Source organism: Idiomarina seosinensis, assembly GCF_003987275.1.
In the GTDB taxonomy this organism is placed as follows: domain Bacteria; phylum Pseudomonadota; class Gammaproteobacteria; order Enterobacterales; family Alteromonadaceae; genus Idiomarina; species Idiomarina seosinensis.
The window spans coordinates 832,657-852,563 of record NZ_PIQF01000001.1; the positions used below are offsets into that span (position 1 = coordinate 832,657).

Sequence of the window (19,907 nt, forward strand, 5' to 3'; positions counted from 1 at the left end):
GCCTTTTTTATTAAAGTACATCTGGATTTTTACCAGCGACTCTATCTATCGGAACTCTAATTTTGCGATAGCGGTAAACCAAGAATTCCGCGCGTTTTAATACCACCTGCTCGGTGCCGAAATCTGCCTGCGACACGAGAAATTTTTCATTCTCTAATACTTGTTTAACAATACCTAACTTGCCAGCATGCTCTCCGCGCTTAACGAAGATAGTCTGGCCGTTAATTCTCGGGTTGTTATAAGCAAACGTCGGTCCATTCATAATTACTGCTTAATCCTCAGAACGCAGAGTGCGGAATTATACGCACTTTATCGGCAGTTAACAGGATTACTTAACAACCCGAAGTCGGATTATTGCCGACCGATATATAGCGTTATATCACCGACCGGCACTCCAAACTTAGACATTTCAGTTCGATTAATCATGTTGTTTTCATCGATCAGATACATCCAGTCGTCAAGCGCTAGTGCCAGCGTGTCACCGTCCATTTCGACTTGCAGTGTATACTGCCAGTTAAGTGCATTACCCGCCGTTGTACCAACAGCTACACCATCTACATCGCTGGCTCTGCCTTCATAGGTATTAGGACCGGTTTTGGTCAAATGCCAGATTCTCTCTTGAGTGCTCCCGTCAGCATAGTAAAACTGCTCTTCCAGTTTACCTTTATTGCCTTCCCAGGTACCGACCATTTCCACCCGAAACCGCTGAATCACATTATCGGAATAGTCTTGCACCGTTCCGTAAGCGACCAATTCACCGCTAAAGAACTCTTCCAGCTTCAACTCTGGAGTGCGTCCTTTATATTCCTCAATACTAGTGGAACATGCCGTTAATGCTAATAAGCTAGTGACGGCGACAACTGCCCAACGAGATAAAATATTCATTGTTTCTCTCCTACCAATTCCTGGCGTTCACTCTTAAAACGTGAGTCCGGTGACAGCCAGATTGCCAAAAACTGGTCCGTGAACGTTTTGTTTTCGATGGTGCCCAGCAATTTATCGGCTTGATAAAATTCGGCATATCCCTGGTCGTTTTCGCGCAGCAACAAACAGTCGCCTTCCTTAATGTCTGGCCAGATAGTATTCAGTTGCTCTAACCATTGTTGCTGCTGCTCATGCTTTAACCCCAGGTCTTGCCATTCTTCTCCGGTGGTTTCAACCAAATCTGCTGCTTTAATGTCTCGCAGGTAGTTAAGCAATAACGCTTTTTGCTGCTTATCTCGTTGCTCCCAGTCATAGTTGCCGGTGTCTGTATAGAGGTGTGCGTCGTATACATCCCAAAACACGACACTCAAGCGCGTTTCACCTACTTTTTTTAAACTGTCCGGTAATGACTGCTGACAAGTTGACGCCCATGCACTCGTCGCAACCAGCGCTGACACCAATACCGTGCTAATACGTCCGATCATAGAACCAACCTCTCTCCCGCTTTTGCCTTAAGCGCGCGACAAAAGAACAACATAAACAGCGACCATACTAATGCGTAGGTAATCACCATTTGTAGCAACGATTCACTATTCCCTGCTTCCAGATTCAGTCCTACCCAATAACTGAACGGCCCGGAAATCGCCCCCAATAAAGCCGCTAACCATGGCGTTTTCGCTAACCAATCCAAAGCAACGGGCGCCATCGAAGCGAATCCGAGCCATAAAACAGCTAACCACAGTGGGAATAATCCACCACTGAAGTCAATAGCGCCCGTAGCCGTTGCTATCGCTTCTAACAACAAACCAACTGCAAATAGCTGTAAAATCAAGCGCAGACGAACTCTTGCCACCCAAACGCTGTATACAACCTGAGCTAACACCAGCGCACCGGTCAGCAGAATATAACTGTCCCGACCTGCAACAGCACTCAACCAAAGGATATTAAATAGAACAAAACTGATTAATTTATGCTTTATAGAATTAGTCATAACACGCCTTAGTTGCCGTTAACTGCACGACTGACACTGTTTCCTCTAAAAAACCACCCTGACAATAACTAAAGTAATAATTCCAGAGTCGGGTAAAGCGCTCGTCATAACCCAACGGCTCTAATTCGTCCCGTCGGGCGTTAAAATCTAACTGCCAGCGCTTTAATGTCTCGGCGTAGCTTTTACCCATATCATGCACGTCGCGTACCACCATCTGGGTCTGATCTTTAAACAGCTTCGACATTTGTGTCAGTGAAGGTAAAAAGCCACCGGGGAATATGTGTTTTTGAATAAAGTCGACTGACCGCGCGTAGCTATTATAACGCTGGTCGGCAATCGTTATGGCTTGTAGTGCCATCTTACCGCCCGGCTTTAACCGCTCATTACAAGTTCGGAAAAAGATTGGTAGGTACTGTTTACCGACAGCCTCAATCATTTCCACCGACACTAACTTATCGTATTGCCCTCGCAGGTCGCGATAGTCCTCTTTCAGTAATTCGATTCTATCCTCAAGACCTTCTTCTTTTATTCGTTGTTGCGTATAGCGATACTGCTCTTCAGAAATAGTGGTAGTAGTAACATGACAACCAAAATGTTTTGCCGCATGTATAGCCAGGCCGCCCCAGCCGGTACCTATCTCTAATAGCCGGTCAGACGGTTGCAGTTGCAATTGCTGACATAGGCGGTTCATTTTATTAAGCTGCGCTTGCTCTAGAGAGTCGTCAGAACTCTCAAATAAAGCACTAGAATACTGCATATTAGGGTCAAGAAAGCGCGAATAAAGCTCATTACCTAAGTCGTAATGTGCAGATATATTTTTCTGCGCCTGCTGCTTATGATTGCGGTTTGCCCAGTGAGTCACCTTATTAAAAGGAAAGCTTAGCCAACCCACCCTCGATTCCAATCGGTCTAAAGCAGGTAAGTTACGTGCAAACACCTGAATCACCGAGGTTAAGTCATTGGTCTCCCAGCTCTTATCAATGTACAGCTCGGCAGCACCGATGCTGCCACCAATTAACAGGGTACGATAGAAATTAGGTTTTCTAACGTCAATCTCGGCCCGCAGCTCACTGTATTTATCACCAAACTGGCCAACTAAATGACCCTGTTCGGTGACCACTAAACAGCCATGTTTCAAATGACTTAACAAGCGCAAGGCAACGACCCGGAACGCCTTATCTAAACCCTTAAATTCAAATGGAGCGGTTAGCGCGCTTTCACCGTTCGCCATGGTTTTTACCCTCTTGTATAACTACTTTTTAAGGATGCCCGTAAAACGGCGTGCGTTTAATAAACAGCTTCAAAGCTTGCCAATAAATGCCGCCAATAATTTTTAGAGCCATCACTGGTGATGTCTTTAATACGCGATTCACCGCACTACGGTTTAATGAGTGACGGGATAAATTCATTCCTGCCACAAAATCCTTTTCTTCCGTCGCTGCGGATAGTTGTATAAAAAGGTTTTCGCCGGGATCAGTTAACTTCCAGTGGTAGGTCATTTCCAGTGGGTTAAATGGCGATACGTGAAACGCCTTTTTTGAGGTGGGATTTTGCTCGGACAAATCGATCAAATAATAATGGCGTTCTAGCCATGGTGTATTGCTGACCTCTGCCAGCAGGTGGGTAAATTCTCCACCTTGCTGCAAATAGTAAAAGTTAACTGGGCTAAAATAGATACCGAAGGTGCGGATATTACCCAGAAAGAAAACCCGACCGGACAAGGGTTTCGCCGCTAATGCTGACATCTTTGTTAAGGCCGCGTGCTGTAAATCGCCCGTTTCGCCCTTTAAGTAATCTTTGCGCCTGAACCATAGGGGGGCAAAACCTTTGGTTGAAAACCAACGGCTTACCTTATTAGCCTGGTCAAGTTCATCCAGGGCCAAAAACCACTGCATAAACTGATAATCAAAGTCATGCTGTCGGGGTCGAAAGCGCCGGTGAAACACTTTTCCCCAGTAGAGCGCGCTATCCATTGTCAGAGCCATTATCAATATCCAATAATGGATCAATACGGTTTACGATATCGATTGCACTACGCACACCATCCTCATGGAAGCCGTTATACCAATAAGCACCGCAGTAGTGAGTATGCTTGTGTCCACATATCGTATGCCGCTGCTCACGAGCGCGCAAAGAAGCAATAGAGTACTGCGGATGATCATAACGAAACCGGCGTAGAACCTTTGCTGGATCGATAGCCGCGGTATTATTCAGTGTTACACACAGTGTTTCTTCACACTCGATGCCTTGCAAAATGTTCATGTTATAGGTGACAGAACTGGGTTTAGATTCTGCATCACCGTCGGTTCTCAGCAAGTAATTCCAACTAGCCCAGGCACGTTTATTGTTCGGCAATAAGCTTTTGTCGGTATGCAACACAACGTCATTCGGTTGGTACTCTATAGCGCCTAAAACTTGCTGTTCCTGCTCGGACGCATCGCCTAGCAAGTGCAAGGCCTGGTCGCTATGCGTTGCTATGATCAGCTCGTCAAAATATTCACTCTCGCCATTACTAAATAGCAATTGAATTTGTTCCTGCTGCCGATTAATGCGAGTAATTTCTGTATTAAGCCTTACGCGTTCCTGAAACGGTCTAATTAAGGCTGGAATATAAGACTTTGAGCCCCCATTAATGGTGTGCCACTGCGGTCGATCCGCAACATTGAGCAACCCATGATGTTCGAAAAAGCGCAAGAAAAAACCCAGCGGAAATTGCTCGGCTTCGGCGATACTGGACGACCAAATAGCCGAGATCATTGGCAACAAATACAGCTTTGCAACATCATCACTTATCTGCAGTTCTCCAAGAAACTCACCTAACGTTTTCTGGTCGACATCCTCACCGTCGGCTATGGCTTTTTTTGCTGCTTTATTAAACGATAAAATACCGTTCAATAATTTATAAAACGAAGGCTTAAATAAGTTCGTTCTCTGCGCGAATAAGGTATTTAGCGTATGACCGTTGTATTCAAGTCCGGATACTGGGTCAGTCACGCTAAAACTCATTTCTGTGTCACGCCAGTTAACCTGTAGCTCTCGTAATAACCGTTTGAACCTCGGGTAGGTGCGATCGTTGAAGACGATGAATCCAGTATCTACTCTAAAGCTCTTATTATTAACGGTTACATCCGATGTGTTGGTATGACCGCCGATATAATCATTTTTTTCAAACACACTCACCGTGTGTTTCTTGCTTAAATAGTAGGCCGCTGTTAAGCCGGAAATGCCACTACCGATTACCGCTATTTTCATCCTTGCTGATTCCTTGCCATACGTCGAGATAACGCTACCTGAGCTCCTTGAGGTAACAGCGACATTAACTTTAACAGTGCACTAAAAGTACGTGGGAAGCAGATATCTCTTTTGCCTTTATCAATGCCTTTTCGTATCGTTTCGGAGGCAAATTCGACGGAGACACGCATTGGCATTTCAAAGTCATTGGCATCAGTCATCGGCGTTTTTACAAAGCCCGGAGAGATGGCCAGAACCTGAATGCCATATTGCTCACCCAGATCAACGTCTAAGGCACGTGTTATATAGTGCATGGCTGCTTTGGAACCACCGTACGCCTCGGCTTTGGTAAACGGTAACAGGCGGGCTAAGCTGCCCACAATAGCCAGCTTACTCCCCTTCTTAAGCACGGGCAGTAAACCTTCTACGGTATTCATGGTGCCAAATACGTTGACCCCAAACACACGTTCAAACATTGCTGCGTCAAATTTACTGACATCCAAGTACTCGCAGACGCCTGCGCTGAGGATGGCAATATCAATTTCAGCTTGCTGACTTAATACATCGACAGCCTGGGCACGGTCACTAATATCGAACGCAAGTGTTTGTATTTGCTCCGGGAACTGTTGCTGTAATTCGTTCAAGGCCTGCTGCCGACGACCACAAGCAATCACTTGATGCCCTTGCTTCGCATAATCTTTTGCCAGTTGAAAGCCGATACCTGACGTTGCTCCGGTAATTAATATTCTCACTCTGCCACCAACCGTTGTTTAATTTTATCGATAACATAACCAACCAGCGGGACATGCTCGTAGAGCATGGCTCCAAGGTCATAATGATCCTGTTGTTCGCGTATCTTGCCATCTTCGAATTTGAGGTAGCTTACTCCCGGTAATACAATCTCCATGCCATCACCTAATTTGGGGTGAGCAAATCGCATCTGCCACGCTAAAAAGGCTTTATCCTCTCCGACTAATTCATCATCAAAAGCAAAATGGCAATAATCAACGTTTTCCGTCGAGTGTTCGAAGTATTTCTTTAAGTCTTCAAGACCGACCAGTTGATGAATTGGATCCGTGAAGCTTACTTCTTCATGGTACATCTCATCGAGCTGGTCCAGGTTCTCTGTTTTGAACTCGTCATAAAACGACTTGAGCGAATCGACCAATTCTTGTTTATCCATTTTTCACCTGCTTGAAAGTTGTTAGAAAACGTTCTCGCGCCACACCATGATCAACAATCGGCTGTGGGTATGAGTTTTCAGCTTGCTGTTTCAACCAGCTATGCGGCCAATGAATGTGTTTTGTAGGCACAGCCTCCAGTTCCTTAACCCAATTACGAATGTAGCTACCGTCGGGATCAAATCTTTCGCTCTGCCTTATCGGATTGAATACTCTAAAGTACGGCACTGCATCGGTTCCTACCGATGCACTCCACTGCCAGCCACCGTTATTCGCGGGGAAACTACCGTCTATTAGCTTTTTCATGAAATAGCGCTCACCCCAACGCCAGTCGATAAGCAAATCTTTTACCAGAAAATTAGCGGTAATCATGCGTAGCCGATTGTGCATCCAGCCTGTGGCATTGAGCTGACGCATACCTGCGTCGACAATCGGGTATCCCGTTTGCCCATCACACCAGCGCTTAAACTGCTGCTTATCGTCCCGCCAGGGTATATTCTGTGTCTGCTGTTGATAGTTCTCGCCACGACTTAAACGAGGTTCGTGATACATCAAGTGCTGATAAAACTCTCGCCAGGCCAACTCGGTTAACCAGGTATCAGGGCCAGGTTCAAGCCCATATGGGAAAGATGGGGACAATGCCTGTAGGCTGCGAGCTACCGTTTTCGGCGATATAACACCTAACTCCAGGTAAGCAGACAACTTTGACGTTCCATCAATGGCTGGAATATCCCTGTTTTGCTGGTAGTCCTCGACCTGATGGCCGACAAACTGTCCAAACTTACTCAGCACTGCCTGCTCGCCGACCGGCCAATGCGATGTATCGGCTCTGGGTAAAGGACATTCTGGTAACACATCGGACTGCCCTTCAAGGCTTTTAGCGACTGAAGGTGGGGGTGATGGCGCCCAGTCATTGAGCTCAGCGACGCGACTTCGCCAAGCTTTATTAAAGGGGGTGAATACCTTGTAATACTCACCCTGTTTATTTTTGACTTGGGCTGGTGGTATTAGCACCATACCATGCGAGAAATAGCAGCCGATCGACTGCTGTTTTAAAGCCGCCGCAACCGCCCGATCACGTCGCACTTCATCCAACGGATATTCAGCATTAGCGTATAAGTTAGTTGCTAAAAACTCCTCGGCAATACTTGATAAAATAGAGCCTGATTGCGAAAAAGAGTCATGCACCTTAACTTTTAGTAATATACCAAGTTGCTCTAGTTCAGTCCTAAATTGTTGTAGATGGCGCCACAGCAGATCCATTTTATGCGGTGACCACAGATGTTTTTCAAAGGTGTGCTTTGGCACCAAATAGACACCGACGACGTTATCGTGGTTGGCACACGCGGCTTCTAAAGCCGGGTTATCTCGTACTCTTAAGTCATGGCGAAACCATACAATTGCAGTCATGTTAAAGTCCGTAACGCAGTTTTAAATCATCTGGGTAAGGCTGGATATACCATTGGCTTTGCAAATAACTATTAGGAAATTCGCGCAGGTAGTGGCGAATCAACGTCAATGGCGCTATCAACGGCAATACCCCATCGTGATACTGCAAAATAGTGTCACTCAGCTCGGCTTTTTGCTCGGCACTAAGTTTTGCTTTGAAATACCCTTGAATATGTTGCATTACGTTGGTGTGATTTCGTCTGGAGGCGGGCTCTCCAATAGCATTCATCAAGCTTTCGATATACTCCTTTGCAAACTTTTCTGTTATTTGCTGCTGCTCACCCAGCCGCCGTCCGAGTTCTCGGTACTGCGCTTGGTTGTGCGCCAAAAGCAAAAGTTTACAACGCGTGTGAAAATCTAACAGGGTCGACTTTTTAAGCGGCCGCTCCAGCGCTTGCCAATGACCATAAACCCAAACACGAAGGATAAAATTTTCGCGAAGATAAGGGTCATTCAGCCGGCCGTCTTCCTCGAGCGGTAATGCTGGGTTTAATTGCTGCAGACGTTCGGCAAATAACCCCATCGCCTCTTTTCGAGCGTGGCCAGTTTCCGGGTCGTAAAGCTTTACCCTTTCCATACCACAACTCGGCGATTTTGCGCACAGCACATAACCACTAAGTTGTTCTGCCTTTATTTGTATCCGATCAGCAAACTCTCGCAATTTTAAGCTGACATCTTCACCGGTTTTCGGAATCACAGCTCGAACCTGCTCGGCGTGCTTTTCCAGCCTTATGGTTGGACGAGGTATCGGCAAACCGATACCAACTTCAGGGCAAAACCGCACAAACTCGACATGTCGCGACAGCTCATCATCACAAAATGCGGAACGCTTATGGCCGCCGTCAAATCTCACCTGATCGCCGAGTAAACAGGAGCTGATACCTACTTTTAATTTTGCTTGTTGCTGCATAATTCCTACTACTATTAACTTTTGTTTTTTAATAACGTATATAGCGTCAGAAAAGATTGATCCGAGCCAAACTATTTAGATCCAACACCCATTTACTTGCGTAATCATCTGCAACTTTCTTTTAAAACGGCAGTTAAGTGTTATGACGCAGTACGAAGAACTACCGCTATTTCCACTGACAGCGCATGTGTTACCGCAAGGCAAGTTGTGCTTGCGGATTTTTGAACCGCGCTATACCCGTCTGGTCAAACGCTGCATGTCAGAACAATCTGACTTCGTAATATGTATGTTCGACCCTAACGAAGGCAAGGATTCAGAAAATTATATTTTGCCTTATGGAACAGCCGTAAAAATTATTGATTTTGAAATGCTTGATGATGGTTTTCTTGGAATAACCGTAGAGGGAGTGAGCCGGATTTGCATCAAGCAGCGTCATCGAGAGGCCGACGGACTTCATATCGGTTCCGTCGAACGTTTAGACGACTGGCCGACAGCCACAGTTAGTGACGATAAAACCGTTTTAAAAGACAGACTCAAAGAAATTTATCAGGTATATCCAGAATTAGGCTCACTCTATAAAGCAGAGGCGTTTGATGAGCTCAGCTGGCTGTGCCAGCGCTGGTTAGAGATTTTGCCGTTGGATGTTCACGTAAAACAAAATTTAATCAAGCAAGATAATTCGCTTAAAGTTTCTGAATATCTGCTACAATTGGTTGCGTAGTTAAACATTTTTTCTGATTTCGGTGATCCACTGACTACGGGACCACGTTCATAGTAAGACAATAAGCAATAAAAGCAGGTCTAATTATGCAAGTGATGTCAGAGAGAACTTCGCAACGGGGAGTTATGAAAGCATCCCAGCAAGACACTGCCGACAAGGCAGCTGAGCTTCTCGCGAAAGTCGCAGAGTCTCGTAGTAGAGCTGCGTTTAGTGAGTTGTTTAGTCATTTCGCTCCCAAACTGCAGGCCTATGGGACTCGCCAGTTTGGTAACGAACAAACCGCCATGGACTTGGTTCAGGAAACGATGACCAATGTTTGGCACAAAGCCCATCTATTTAAACCCGATCGAGGCTCACCATCCACCTGGATTTTTACCATTGCTCGGAATATCCGCTTTGATCTGTTGCGTAAGAATAAAAAACGCAAAGACGATATAAGTGCCGATGAACTTTGGCCTATCCTGGCTGAAAAAAATGATAGCCTTGACGATGGTTACGCGTTAGATAACGATGTCCTGATGCAAGAAATTGCCCACTACTATGGCCAACTTCCTAACGCTCAGCGCGTTGTCGTAGAAAAAATTTATATCGAAGGCAAATCACAGCAAGAAGTATCGGATTCGTTGGGGATCCCGTTAGGTACTGTGAAGTCTCGTACCCGACTGGCATTAAAGAAGCTGAAAGAGTTAATAGTAGAACATGATTAAATCACATCCTAGCGAAGCCATATTGTATCAATACGCCGCCGGCGACTTAGGTGCATCAATGACCCTGGTGGTAGGCACCCACATAGATATGTGCCCGGTTTGTCAGCAAACTGTAGGAGAGATAGAAGAGGACTTGTGCCGTCAGCACTTAGATACTGTCGTCGAGACTCTCACCGTCCCTAGTTCTGACCATGAGGGGATCAGTAAAGCTCACTGCGACAAAATGCTGGAAGAAATATTTTCTTCCGAGGCGAAGCCTCCAGTTAAAGCAGAAGAGTTGATATGCCTGGAAGGACGCCGCTTTATTTTGCCGCGTACCTTGGCACACAACCGCAGCCGTATTGGTGACTGGACCAACATGGTCGGTAAATTATGGCGAGCGCCGGTTAACGTAGGTCCTAAAGGTCATACCAACCTTATTTATATGGCTCCTGGAACTCAGGTTCCGGAACATACCCATAAAGGCCAGGAAGCAACATTAGTGGTTGATGGTGTGTTCAATGATGAAAAAGATATTTATTACAACGGTGATTTTATCTTGTTGGATGGTGAACGCACTCATACACCGCAAACAACGGATCATGACTGCTTAACTCTGGCGACGCTAGATGCGCCACTGCATTTCACATCCGGTATAAGCCGTTTGTTAAATCCGTTTAGCAGCTTGTTCTTTCGAACTTAGTAGCGCGGTGTCATTGTAAAAAATATAAAACCCGAGGAATTACTCCTCGGGTTTTGTGTTTTCTACGCGACTTTTAAACTTCTGACCTGGCTTAAAGGTAACCACTCGCCGCGCCGAAATAGGGATGTCCTCTCCAGTTTTGGGATTTCTTCCTGGACGTTCACTTTTACTACGCAGTTCAAAGTTACCAAAACCTGATAATTTAACCTGCTCGCCGCTTTCCAAAGCAGAACGAATTTCTTCAAAAAAATCTTCAACTAAGGTTTTCGCGTCCTGCCTGTTGATGCCGTGTTTTTCAAAGAGTACTTCGGCTAGTTCTGCTTTCGTCAGCGCCATGGTTTAATCCCTCAAGGTTGCATTAAACTCGGTTTTCAGCTTTTCGACAAATTGCTCTATCAGAGCATTCACTTCCGCTTCTTCCAAGGTCTTGTCGGTGTCTTGCAGCGTTAATGTTAGTGCCAGACTGCGTTTTCCTTCCGGTACACCTTCACCTTCATAAACATCAAACAAGTTTAGGCCAACTAATTGTTTTACGCCAACATTTTCCATCTCAGCCAGCACCTCACCGGCCGCAATATGTTGATCTAAAACAATCGCAAGGTCGCGTCGAATACTGGGGAAACGTGAAACCGGTCGAGCCAGAGGCAATCGCCGTTGAGCAACTGCAGAAAGTTCGACTTCAAAAACAAACGCTCGCTGATTTAGCCCCAACGCCTTCTGATGTTGTGGATGGAGCGCTCCGACAAAGCCAACTTTTTGCTCACCCTTGTAAATAGCTGCTGACTGGCCCGGATGTAAGGCGTCATGTCTATCCGCAACAAACCGGAATAAATGTGCTTCACCTGTTTTTGCTAACAACGCCTCGACATCGCCTTTAATGTCATAAAAATCGACAGCACGCTCACCGTCTGACCAATGTTCCAACTGTGCTTTACCCGCACGAATACCGGCCAGCATCGCTTCTTGACGAACACCATTTTCGGCAGTTTCATCCGGAATAAAGCGGAGACCGGTTTCAACAAATGCTAATACTGATTGTTGCCGCTTCTGGTTATGAGCAACAGCTCCCGCAAGTCCCGGCCATAAACTAACGCGCATCGAAGACATATCGATAGAAATTGGATGTGGCAGCGTTAACGCTGCTGCTTCGTTAAACAACTGAGCCTGATGTTTGGGATCAACAAAGCTGTAGGTAATGGCTTCCTGATAACCGCGCTCGACCAGTGCATTAACCAATTGATGTCTACTAACGTCTGCCTCTTTATGCGCTGTCATTCGAAGCTGTGCGGCAGGCGCCGCCGCTGTTATCGAATTATAGCCATAAATTCGGGCGACCTCTTCGATTAAGTCTTCTTCGATATCGAGATCAAATCGATGGGATGGGATCGTTACAGACCATACCCCATCATTAAAGGCGGCATTTAAACCGAGACGATTAAGTATTTCTGTCACTTGCTCGTCTTTGATATGCACACCTAAAATTTTCTCAAGCCGCGCCGCACGTAAGTTGACCGTTCCGCGTTTTGGTAAATACTCGGAAGCAACAGCCTCGGTAACCGGTCCAGCCTGGCCACCGCAAATATCGATAATTAACTGCGTTGCCCGCTCAATAGCAGTCCGCTGAAGCTCTGGATCAACACCTCGCTCGTATCGATGCGATGCGTCGGTATGTAGGCCATAGCGACGCGCTTTACCTAAAATAGCATCCGGCGAGAAGAACGCACTTTCTAAGAAGATATTTTTGCTTTGCAGAGTGACGCCACTTTCTTTGCCGCCATAGACTCCAGCAATTGCTAACGCCTTTTGTTCATCCGCAATAACCAACACATCGTCATCGAGTTCAATCGACTCGCCGTCTAACAACGTTAGTGACTCTTTGTGAGCTGCCTGACGCACATGAATATCACCACTCACTTTGTCCAGATCAAACGCGTGCATTGGGTGACCCAGTTCAAGTAGCACATAGTTGGTAATATCGACCACCGGATCAATGCTTCTAATACCACTGCGGCGTAATTTTTCACTCATCCAGATAGGCGTTGGCTTAGTAACGTCAATACCCTCAATAACCCGACCTAAATAACGTGGGCATAACTCTGGCGCGTCTAAATGTATCGTTTTTTGTTGTTCAATGGTCGATGCTGTATCAACGATCTCAGGCTCTTTGACATCTAGCCCGTTTAATACGCCGACTTCACGAGCGATACCACGGATGCTTAAGCAGTCCCCCCGGTTAGGCGTTAAATCGATATCGATACTACTATCATCCAGCCCCAGGTACGCGCGATAATCTTCGCCAATTGGCGCGTCAGTAGGTAGCTCGATAATGCCGTCATGATCGTCAATCAATCCCAGCTCTTTAAATGAGCAGAGCATACCGTGTGACGGATGGCCGCGTAGCTTGGCTTTCTTAATCTTAAAGTCACCCGGTAATACCGCTCCGACTTTTGCCACAACAACCTTTATCCCCTGACGACAGTTTGGCGCGCCACAAACGATATCCAGCAGCTCACCATCATTAGTATTTACCTTAGTAACTTGCAGCTTGTCGGCATCTGGGTGAGGACCGCATTCAACCACTTCACCAACTACCACCGTATGAAAATCGGCGGCTACCGGCTCTACACCATCAACTTCCAGGCCAGCCATACTTAGCTGTTCACTCAATTCGTTGCTGTCAATCGACGGGTTAACCCATTCTCTTAACCACTGTTCACTAAATTTCATCGTTGCAACTGCCCTTTCATTGATTAGTTGAATTGCTTTAAGAAACGCAGGTCGTTTTCAAAAAACGCCCTCAGATCGGTTACGCCATAGCGCAGCATAGTTAGACGCTCTACCCCCATACCAAAGGCGAATCCGGTATATTTCTCCGGGTCAATTCCAACCGCTTTAAGCACATTTGGGTGTACCATGCCGCAGCCTAAAACTTCCAACCACTTGCCGTCTTTGCCCATAACATCAACCTCAGCTGATGGTTCTGTAAAAGGAAAGTACGAAGGACGAAAACGAACTTGCAACGACTCTTCAAAGAAATGCGTAAGAAAATCTTCCAGAATACCTTTTAGCTGAGTAAATGATACGTCGGTATCAACCATCAGACCTTCTACCTGATGAAACATCGGCGTGTGTGTCTGATCGTAATCGTTTCGGTAGACACGACCTGGCGATATAATACGCAGTGGTGGCTCTTCAACTTCCATCGTACGGATTTGCACACCGGAGGTCTGAGTTCTAAGCATTGTTGAAGGCGTAAAGTAGAATGTATCGTGATCTGCCCTGGCCGGATGGTTGGCAGGAATATTCAAAGCGTCAAAGTTATGGAAACCGTCTTCTACTTCAGGGCCTTCTTTGACACTAAAGCCCAAGTCACCAAAGAATTGCTCAATTCGACGAATCGTTTGCGTTACCGGATGAACACCACCTACGGTTGTTGCTCGACCGGGTAGTGTTACATCCAGTCGTTCCGCGTCTAATTGGGCCTTTAACTCTTCTGCTTTTAACAGTTCCTTACGGGCGTTAATACTTGCCTGCACCTGCTGTTTAGCTTCATTTATCTTTTGGCCAGCTTCCCGGCGTTCCGAGGGGTCGAGCTTACCTAACCCCTTTAAAAGCTCGGTTAGCTTGCCCTTCTTGCCCATATATTCGACCCGAACTTCGTCCAATGCCTGCGGAGAGTCCGCATTGGCAATAGCAGCTTCGGCTTGTTCCACGATTTCCTGTAATTGCATGTTTTCCTCAACACCCACAAATGCTTAAACGCGAAATTAGAAAGCGCTCATTCTAGCAGAAATTTGATCAAAAAAGGGAGCCTATTGGCTCCCTTTGAAATCTGTTCAGATTATTTCATTCGTCAGAATGATCTAACCAGTTACAGTGCACCTTTCGCTTTCTCTACCAAAGCGGCAAAGCCGTTTTGATCGTGAACAGCGATGTCGGCCAGGATTTTACGATCGATTTCAATTGATGCTTTTTTCAGACCATTGATAAAGCGGCTGTAAGACAAACCGTTTTGACGAGCCGCAGCATTGATACGAACAATCCATAGTTGACGGAATTGACGTTTCTTGTTGCGACGGTCACGGTATGCATATTGACCTGCTTTAGTGACTGCCTGGACCGCAACGCGATAAACGCGACTACGGGCACCATAATAACCTTTCGCCTGCTTCAGGACTTTTTTGTGACGCGCTCTCGCGATTACACCACGTTTTACTCGTGCCATTTGCTATCTCCCCTTATGCGTACGGTAACATGCGAGCGACTAATTGAACGTCGGCCTCATGGACCATGTTCTTCGCGCGAAGCTGACGCTTACGCTTAGGGCTCTTCTTTGTCAGAATATGACGCAAGTGAGATTGCTTGCACTTAAAACCACCAGAAGCAGTCTTCTTAAAGCGCTTGGAAGCGCCTTTGTTTGATTTCATTTTCGGCATGAAATAAAACTCCGCATTGTTGATAAAAGTGTGAAAGGGTGAGCCTGACAATCAGACTACTTGTAGACCACGATCACTTCTTGATGGGTGCCAAGACCATAATCATCTGGCGCCCTTCGGCACGTCTTGGGAACGACTCAAGTGTTGAGATTTCGTCCAAATCGTCTTTAATACGATTTAATAACTCAATACCCAACTCTTGGTGTGCCATTTCCCGGCCACGGAAACGAATAGTGACTTTAGTTTTGTCACCTCCCTCGAGGAATCGACGCAGGTTGCGCAGTTTTACCTGGTAATCGCCCTCGTCAGTTCCAGGTCGGAACTTAACTTCCTTAACCTGAATCTGTTTTTGCTTCTTCTTCTGTTCTTTCTGCTCTTTACTCTTTTCGAAGAGGAATTTACCGTAATCCATTAAGCGGCAGACCGGTGGTTCCGCGTTCGGACTCATTTCCACCAAGTCAACGCCAGCTTCCGCTGCTGCGTCAAGAGCTTCTTTTATACTGACAACACCAATCTGTTCGCCTTCGGTTCCGATTAAGCGAACCTCATCAACCGTAATGTCTTCGTTGATACGATTTTTATCTGCAGCTTTTTGAGTTCTTTTTCCGCCTTTAATGGTTTATTCCTCCACTTAATTTATTAAATCTTGCGTGTCTGTACTTCGTCTTCAATACGTGAAATGAAGTCTTCCAAGGGGAATTTGCCCAAGTCTTCACCACTACGAGTACGAACCGCAACCTCACCTGCTTCGACTTCTTTATCGCCGACTACAAGTAAATAGGGAACTCTTTTAAGAGTATGCTCACGGATTTTAAAGCCAATCTTCTCATTTCTCAAGTCGGCAGTGGCACGAATTCCCTTTTTATTCAGGGATTTTACCACATTTTTGACATAATCGCTTTGATTATCAGTGATATTCATTAATACCACCTGCGTTGGTGCTAACCAAATTGGGAAATGACCTGCATATTCTTCGATTAAAATTCCCATAAAACGTTCCAGCGAACCTAAGATCGCACGGTGAATCATCACTGGCGTGTGCCGTTCGTTATCCTCACCGACATAAGTCGCATTCAATCGTTCCGGCAAGGCAAAGTCGAGCTGGATAGTACCGCACTGCCATGCCCGGCCCAGGCAATCAAATAGTGTAAATTCAATTTTAGGACCGTAAAAAGCGCCCTCGCCTGGTAAATACTCAAAATCGATGTCATGGGCTTTTAGCGCATCAGCCAGCGCTTTTTCGCTACGATCCCAAGTTGCATCATCACCCAAACGTTTTTCCGGGCGAGTCGATAATTTCACATCGACCTTATCAAAACCGAATGTTTGATAAGTTTCGTAAACCATTTTAATACAGCTGGCCACTTCGGACTGTACTTGATCTTCCGTACAGAAAACGTGTGCGTCATCCTGCGTAAAACCCCGTACTCGCATCAAGCCATGTAATGCACCGGATGGCTCATTCCGATGACAGCTTCCAAATTCGGCCATACGCAGTGGCAAATCGCGGTATGACTTTAAGCCTTGATTAAAAATCTGTACATGACCCGGGCAATTCATCGGTTTTACCGCATACTCGCGGTTTTCCGAGGCTGTAGTGAACATCAACTCAGAGAATTTCTCCCAATGACCTGATTTTTCCCAAAGTACACGGTCCATCATCATCGGACCCTTCACTTCCTGGTAGTTATATTCGCGCAATTTTTCACGAATATATTCTTCTAGTTCACGGAAAATAGTCCAGCCATTATGGTGCCAAAACACCATGCCCGGAGCTTCTTCCTGCCAGTGGAATAAGTCTTGATTTTTACCAATTTTACGATGATCGCGTTTTTCCGCTTCTTCTAAGCGCTTCAAATATGCTTTTAGCTGTTTTTTATCAGCCCAGGCAGTACCATAAATACGTTGCAACATCTTGTTGTCAGAGTCGCCACGCCAATAGGCGCCGGCCATTTTCATGACTTTAAAGTGCTGGCAAAACTTCATATTAGGTACATGCGGGCCCCGGCACATATCAATATATTCTTGGTGGTGGTATAACGCAGGATGAGCATCCGTCGGAATATTTTCGTCGAGGATCTCCACCTTATAGGGTTCGTGCCGATCAACAAAAGTTTCCCGAGCTTGTTGCCAGCTCACTTTGTTTTTCTCTACCCGATATTCAGTTTTAGCCAACTCTTTCATTCGTTGTTCGAGTTTATCAAGATCATCTTGAGTAAAGGTGTGATCAACGTCGATGTCGTAATAAAAGCCATTATCGATAACTGGGCCAATGGCCATTTTTGCATCTGGCCATAACTGTTTAACAGCGTGTCCCAACAAATGAGCACAAGAGTGGCGAATGATATCAACGCCGTCATCGTCCTTTGCAGTGACCATTTCGACCCGAGCATCGTGTTCTATTACTTCACAAGCATCGACCAGTTCACCGTCAATACGACCGGCCACGGTCGCTTTAGCAAGGCCAGGTCCGATATCTGCAGCGACATCAAGAATAGAAACGGGTTGGGCAAATTCGCGTTGACTTCCGTCAGGGAGAGTGATTACAGGCATGAAACGTCCTTTCTGTACAGTGGTGACACCTACCAAGTGCCACATGCGCTTAATTTGATTCTTCAGAACCATACGAAATTTGTTGCGTTCGTTACAGTCGAACGCGAGCGGTTACTATAATCGACGGCCTTTCTTTGAGCAACCCTAATACGGCGATTCTAGCGACAAAAAATAGTCGGCTAACTTGCGTTTTTGTTTCTATAATTAAAGCAGAAATAGGAGGAGTCTATACATGCATGAAGAAGACCTGAAAAGCATTCTGGTGCGCTGCCCACATTGTGGCCACAATACCTCGTTGGAAATCGACCAATCTGAAGGGGATCAAGATTATCAGGAAGAGTGTTCCGCTTGCGGAGAACTATTTCACGTGCAGCTCACCGTTGATGAACTGCAACAGAAAACACGAGTAAAGATTGACGGCAACGACGAGCAGTTTTACTAAGTTGTTCCGCGCTGCTTTAATACGCGTTCAACCGTTTCCACGATAGTAATGGTCTGTTGGTCAAGCTCAATATTGAGTTGAGTGCCCGGTTGTGCGTGTGACAAGTTCGTTAATCGAAGGGTTTCCGGTATTAAATGTAAACTAAACCGATTACCAGTTACCTCTCCGATGGTTAAGCTGGCGCCGTTAACAGCGATAAACCCCTTGGCAAATAAGTAATCACTGTATTGTTCAGGGACTTCTACCCAGCCGGCCCAGTTGTTATCGCTCTGTTGCACTTCCACTAAAGTGCCCTGGCAGTGAATATGCCCTGAAACATGGTGACCACCAATTTCATCACCGACTTTCAATGAACGCTCTAAATTTACTGAGCTGCCCTTGTTTAACTCGCCGAGATTAGTGAGCCGCAAGGTCTCGTCGATAACATCAAACTCTACTGTATTTTCGGTATAGTGAACCACTGTCAAACAACAGCCGTTTATCGCTACACTGGCGCCAATATCCAGTTTCTTAAGAAATTCTGGCGACACCTGGACGATCAAATGGCGAAATTCGCCAGAGTCTTTAATATTGAGAACCTGAGCTTGTGTTTGAACAATACCAGTGAACATAACAGCACCTGAACAATAAGGGAGTAATTAAGTTGCAAAGCAGTTTACTGAGAATCCGCGGCAGTTACCAGTACACCGTAGCGGCTACATTATTATGCCTGACCCTATTGGGCTGTTCTCCTGCGCCTTCGGTTTTATCGCCATTACACTCACTGAATGAGCGCATCTCGAATACACTCGGTATCCAACCAGCTTCACTCGACTATCAACCACGGCCTGAGCAAATGCCACCGGTTAGATCCCTTAAACCGAGCGGCAACGTCAGCAGTATGAACTTTTTAACCAGCCTGCGGCTAGGCCACTGTAAGGCTGGCCAACTAATTGCTGAGCGTAATAGTTCACTCGGACGGCTAGAAGATGGTTTAATGCGATACCAACAAGACATTCGGTTATTGGCTGCGCTTAATCAATGTGCCGAACACCCACAATCACTTCAAATTAAACAGGAGTTAATAGCCGCGGTCGACGCTAAAGCTGGGCAGGAAGATTACGATCTCGCCGTTGCTGTAGCTACGGACGATGCCTTACGTAATGCCCTCTCGTATGGCAACAATGCGTTGCGACACGTTAATGAACAACAATTTACGACCGATTTAAATGCATTAAAGCAGCTAGCGAATTGGCTAACACAACCTAGTGAAACGTCTGAGCTATCGGTTTGGCGTGAGCAATTAGCTCAGTCCGATTATCTTGGACAACTCTACCGTTCCGTGGTGCAAATGCGCCTTTACCTGACTCAGTTAGAACAACACTTTCCCTCTTTACCAGCAGCCGCTGGCTGCACTACGAAAGGTGTACCGGAACGTGCTACGGTATTAAGAAATGTGTTTTTAAGTTTTTTTATTGAACAACTGCAGCCTACGTTGGCCCAGCTCACCCAACAGTATCAGCGACTGCAGCCAGTGTTTGAGCAGCTGCAACAGCGATTACCACAGCCTGAACTGCGACAATATCTACAACAGCTATCGAAACAGGGAGATTTCCTGACTGACAGCAGTAAAAGCTTTGTACAACCCTGGCAACAACTATTTAAGGCTTGCGAATTTACCCCTGGCCAATAGAATGAAGA

24 protein-coding genes are annotated in these 19,907 nt (G+C 46.0%); 5 read left to right on the top strand and 19 right to left on the bottom strand.

Features of this window, described 5'->3' with window-relative positions; translation table 11 throughout:
* Positions 1–10: 10 nt before the first annotated feature.
* The 11 genes from CWI81_RS04005 to CWI81_RS04055 all read right to left on the bottom strand — a co-directional run bounded on the left by CWI81_RS04005 (position 11) and on the right by CWI81_RS04055 (position 8,686).
* Positions 11–262 carry a DUF3912 family protein gene (locus CWI81_RS04005; protein WP_126783927.1) on the bottom strand — a complete coding sequence of 84 codons (252 nt, stop codon included), beginning with the start codon at positions 260–262 and terminating at the stop codon, positions 11–13.
* Between the two features lie 89 nt (positions 263–351).
* Positions 352–885 carry a DUF3833 domain-containing protein gene (locus CWI81_RS04010; protein WP_126783928.1) on the bottom strand — a complete coding sequence of 178 codons (534 nt, stop codon included), beginning with the start codon at positions 883–885 and terminating at the stop codon, positions 352–354.
* Positions 882–1,409 (bottom strand): chalcone isomerase family protein, encoded by a 528-nt coding sequence (locus CWI81_RS04015; RefSeq protein WP_126783929.1) that lies wholly within the window; start codon positions 1,407–1,409, stop codon positions 882–884. Before CWI81_RS04015 ends, CWI81_RS04010 begins: the two co-directional genes overlap by 4 nt.
* The gene (locus tag CWI81_RS04020; protein WP_126783930.1) at positions 1,406–1,915 is read right to left on the bottom strand and encodes a DUF2878 domain-containing protein; all 510 of its coding nucleotides are present in this window, start codon (positions 1,913–1,915) and stop codon (positions 1,406–1,408) included. The genes CWI81_RS04015 and CWI81_RS04020 overlap by 4 nt, the downstream gene beginning before the upstream one ends.
* Positions 1,908–3,146, bottom strand: coding sequence for an SAM-dependent methyltransferase (locus tag CWI81_RS04025; RefSeq protein WP_126783931.1), 1,239 nt, complete (start codon positions 3,144–3,146; stop codon positions 1,908–1,910). Before CWI81_RS04025 ends, CWI81_RS04020 begins: the two co-directional genes overlap by 8 nt.
* A gap of 28 nt (positions 3,147–3,174) precedes the next feature.
* Positions 3,175–3,888, bottom strand: coding sequence for a DUF1365 domain-containing protein (locus CWI81_RS04030; RefSeq protein WP_126784461.1), 714 nt, complete (start codon positions 3,886–3,888; stop codon positions 3,175–3,177).
* The gene (locus CWI81_RS04035) at positions 3,881–5,167 is read right to left on the bottom strand and encodes an NAD(P)/FAD-dependent oxidoreductase (protein ID WP_126783932.1); all 1,287 of its coding nucleotides are present in this window, start codon (positions 5,165–5,167) and stop codon (positions 3,881–3,883) included. The genes CWI81_RS04030 and CWI81_RS04035 overlap by 8 nt, the downstream gene beginning before the upstream one ends.
* Entirely contained in the window at positions 5,164–5,898 is a 735-nt protein-coding gene (locus tag CWI81_RS04040; RefSeq protein ID WP_126783933.1) for an SDR family NAD(P)-dependent oxidoreductase, read from the bottom strand. Before CWI81_RS04040 ends, CWI81_RS04035 begins: the two co-directional genes overlap by 4 nt.
* Positions 5,895–6,329, bottom strand: coding sequence for a nuclear transport factor 2 family protein (locus tag CWI81_RS04045; protein WP_126783934.1), 435 nt, complete (start codon positions 6,327–6,329; stop codon positions 5,895–5,897). The genes CWI81_RS04040 and CWI81_RS04045 overlap by 4 nt, the downstream gene beginning before the upstream one ends.
* Positions 6,322–7,737, bottom strand: a complete 1,416-nt coding sequence (gene phrB, locus CWI81_RS04050) for a deoxyribodipyrimidine photo-lyase (protein ID WP_126783935.1) — start codon at positions 7,735–7,737, stop codon at positions 6,322–6,324. Before phrB ends, CWI81_RS04045 begins: the two co-directional genes overlap by 8 nt.
* A 1-nt stretch (position 7,738) precedes the next feature.
* Entirely contained in the window at positions 7,739–8,686 is a 948-nt protein-coding gene (locus CWI81_RS04055; RefSeq protein WP_126783936.1) for a YbgA family protein, read from the bottom strand.
* 142 nt (positions 8,687–8,828) lie between these two features.
* Between CWI81_RS04055 and CWI81_RS04060 the strand changes: the two genes are divergently transcribed.
* The 3 genes from CWI81_RS04060 (at position 8,829) to CWI81_RS04070 (ending at position 10,796) form a co-directional block, all read left to right on the top strand.
* Positions 8,829–9,407: an LON peptidase substrate-binding domain-containing protein gene (locus CWI81_RS04060; RefSeq protein ID WP_126783937.1), complete on the top strand. Its 579-nt coding sequence runs from the start codon at positions 8,829–8,831 to the stop codon at positions 9,405–9,407.
* A gap of 125 nt (positions 9,408–9,532) precedes the next feature.
* The gene (locus tag CWI81_RS04065; protein WP_241970337.1) at positions 9,533–10,114 is read left to right on the top strand and encodes a sigma-70 family RNA polymerase sigma factor; all 582 of its coding nucleotides are present in this window, start codon (positions 9,533–9,535) and stop codon (positions 10,112–10,114) included.
* Positions 10,107–10,796, top strand: coding sequence for a ChrR family anti-sigma-E factor (locus CWI81_RS04070; protein WP_126783939.1), 690 nt, complete (start codon positions 10,107–10,109; stop codon positions 10,794–10,796). Before CWI81_RS04065 ends, CWI81_RS04070 begins: the two co-directional genes overlap by 8 nt.
* A 39-nt stretch (positions 10,797–10,835) precedes the next feature.
* Here the strand turns inward: CWI81_RS04070 and CWI81_RS04075 are convergent, their stop codons facing one another.
* The 7 genes from CWI81_RS04075 to thrS form a co-directional block, all read right to left on the bottom strand.
* The gene (locus tag CWI81_RS04075; protein WP_126783940.1) at positions 10,836–11,132 is read right to left on the bottom strand and encodes an integration host factor subunit alpha; all 297 of its coding nucleotides are present in this window, start codon (positions 11,130–11,132) and stop codon (positions 10,836–10,838) included.
* Positions 11,133–11,135: 3 nt separating this feature from the next.
* Positions 11,136–13,523: a phenylalanine--tRNA ligase subunit beta gene (gene pheT / locus CWI81_RS04080; protein WP_126783941.1), complete on the bottom strand. Its 2,388-nt coding sequence runs from the start codon at positions 13,521–13,523 to the stop codon at positions 11,136–11,138.
* A gap of 23 nt (positions 13,524–13,546) precedes the next feature.
* On the bottom strand, positions 13,547–14,527 hold the full coding sequence (gene pheS, locus CWI81_RS04085; protein WP_126783942.1) for a phenylalanine--tRNA ligase subunit alpha: 981 nt from the start codon (positions 14,525–14,527) through the stop codon (positions 13,547–13,549).
* Positions 14,528–14,667: 140 nt separating this feature from the next.
* Positions 14,668–15,021 (bottom strand): 50S ribosomal protein L20, encoded by a 354-nt coding sequence (rplT, locus tag CWI81_RS04090; RefSeq protein WP_011234642.1) that lies wholly within the window; start codon positions 15,019–15,021, stop codon positions 14,668–14,670.
* A gap of 13 nt (positions 15,022–15,034) precedes the next feature.
* Positions 15,035–15,232, bottom strand: coding sequence for a 50S ribosomal protein L35 (rpmI, locus tag CWI81_RS04095; RefSeq protein WP_054487561.1), 198 nt, complete (start codon positions 15,230–15,232; stop codon positions 15,035–15,037).
* A gap of 73 nt (positions 15,233–15,305) precedes the next feature.
* Entirely contained in the window at positions 15,306–15,848 is a 543-nt protein-coding gene (gene infC, locus CWI81_RS04100) for a translation initiation factor IF-3 (protein ID WP_126783943.1), read from the bottom strand.
* A 23-nt stretch (positions 15,849–15,871) separates the two neighbouring features.
* Positions 15,872–17,785 (bottom strand): threonine--tRNA ligase, encoded by a 1,914-nt coding sequence (gene thrS / locus CWI81_RS04105; protein ID WP_126783944.1) that lies wholly within the window; start codon positions 17,783–17,785, stop codon positions 15,872–15,874.
* A gap of 232 nt (positions 17,786–18,017) precedes the next feature.
* On the opposite strand from thrS, the gene CWI81_RS04110 reads away from it, so the two are divergent.
* Positions 18,018–18,227 carry a CPXCG motif-containing cysteine-rich protein gene (locus CWI81_RS04110; RefSeq protein WP_126783945.1) on the top strand — a complete coding sequence of 70 codons (210 nt, stop codon included), beginning with the start codon at positions 18,018–18,020 and terminating at the stop codon, positions 18,225–18,227.
* On the opposite strand, the gene CWI81_RS04115 is transcribed toward CWI81_RS04110, so the two are convergent.
* Positions 18,224–18,838 (bottom strand): riboflavin synthase subunit alpha, encoded by a 615-nt coding sequence (locus CWI81_RS04115; RefSeq protein ID WP_126783946.1) that lies wholly within the window; start codon positions 18,836–18,838, stop codon positions 18,224–18,226. The two genes, CWI81_RS04110 and CWI81_RS04115, sit on opposite strands and share 4 nt — an antisense overlap.
* Positions 18,839–18,870: 32 nt before the next feature.
* Between CWI81_RS04115 and CWI81_RS04120 the strand changes: the two genes are divergently transcribed.
* Positions 18,871–19,899: a DUF3080 family protein gene (locus CWI81_RS04120; RefSeq protein WP_157983291.1), complete on the top strand. Its 1,029-nt coding sequence runs from the start codon at positions 18,871–18,873 to the stop codon at positions 19,897–19,899.
* Positions 19,900–19,907: the final 8 nt, after the last annotated feature.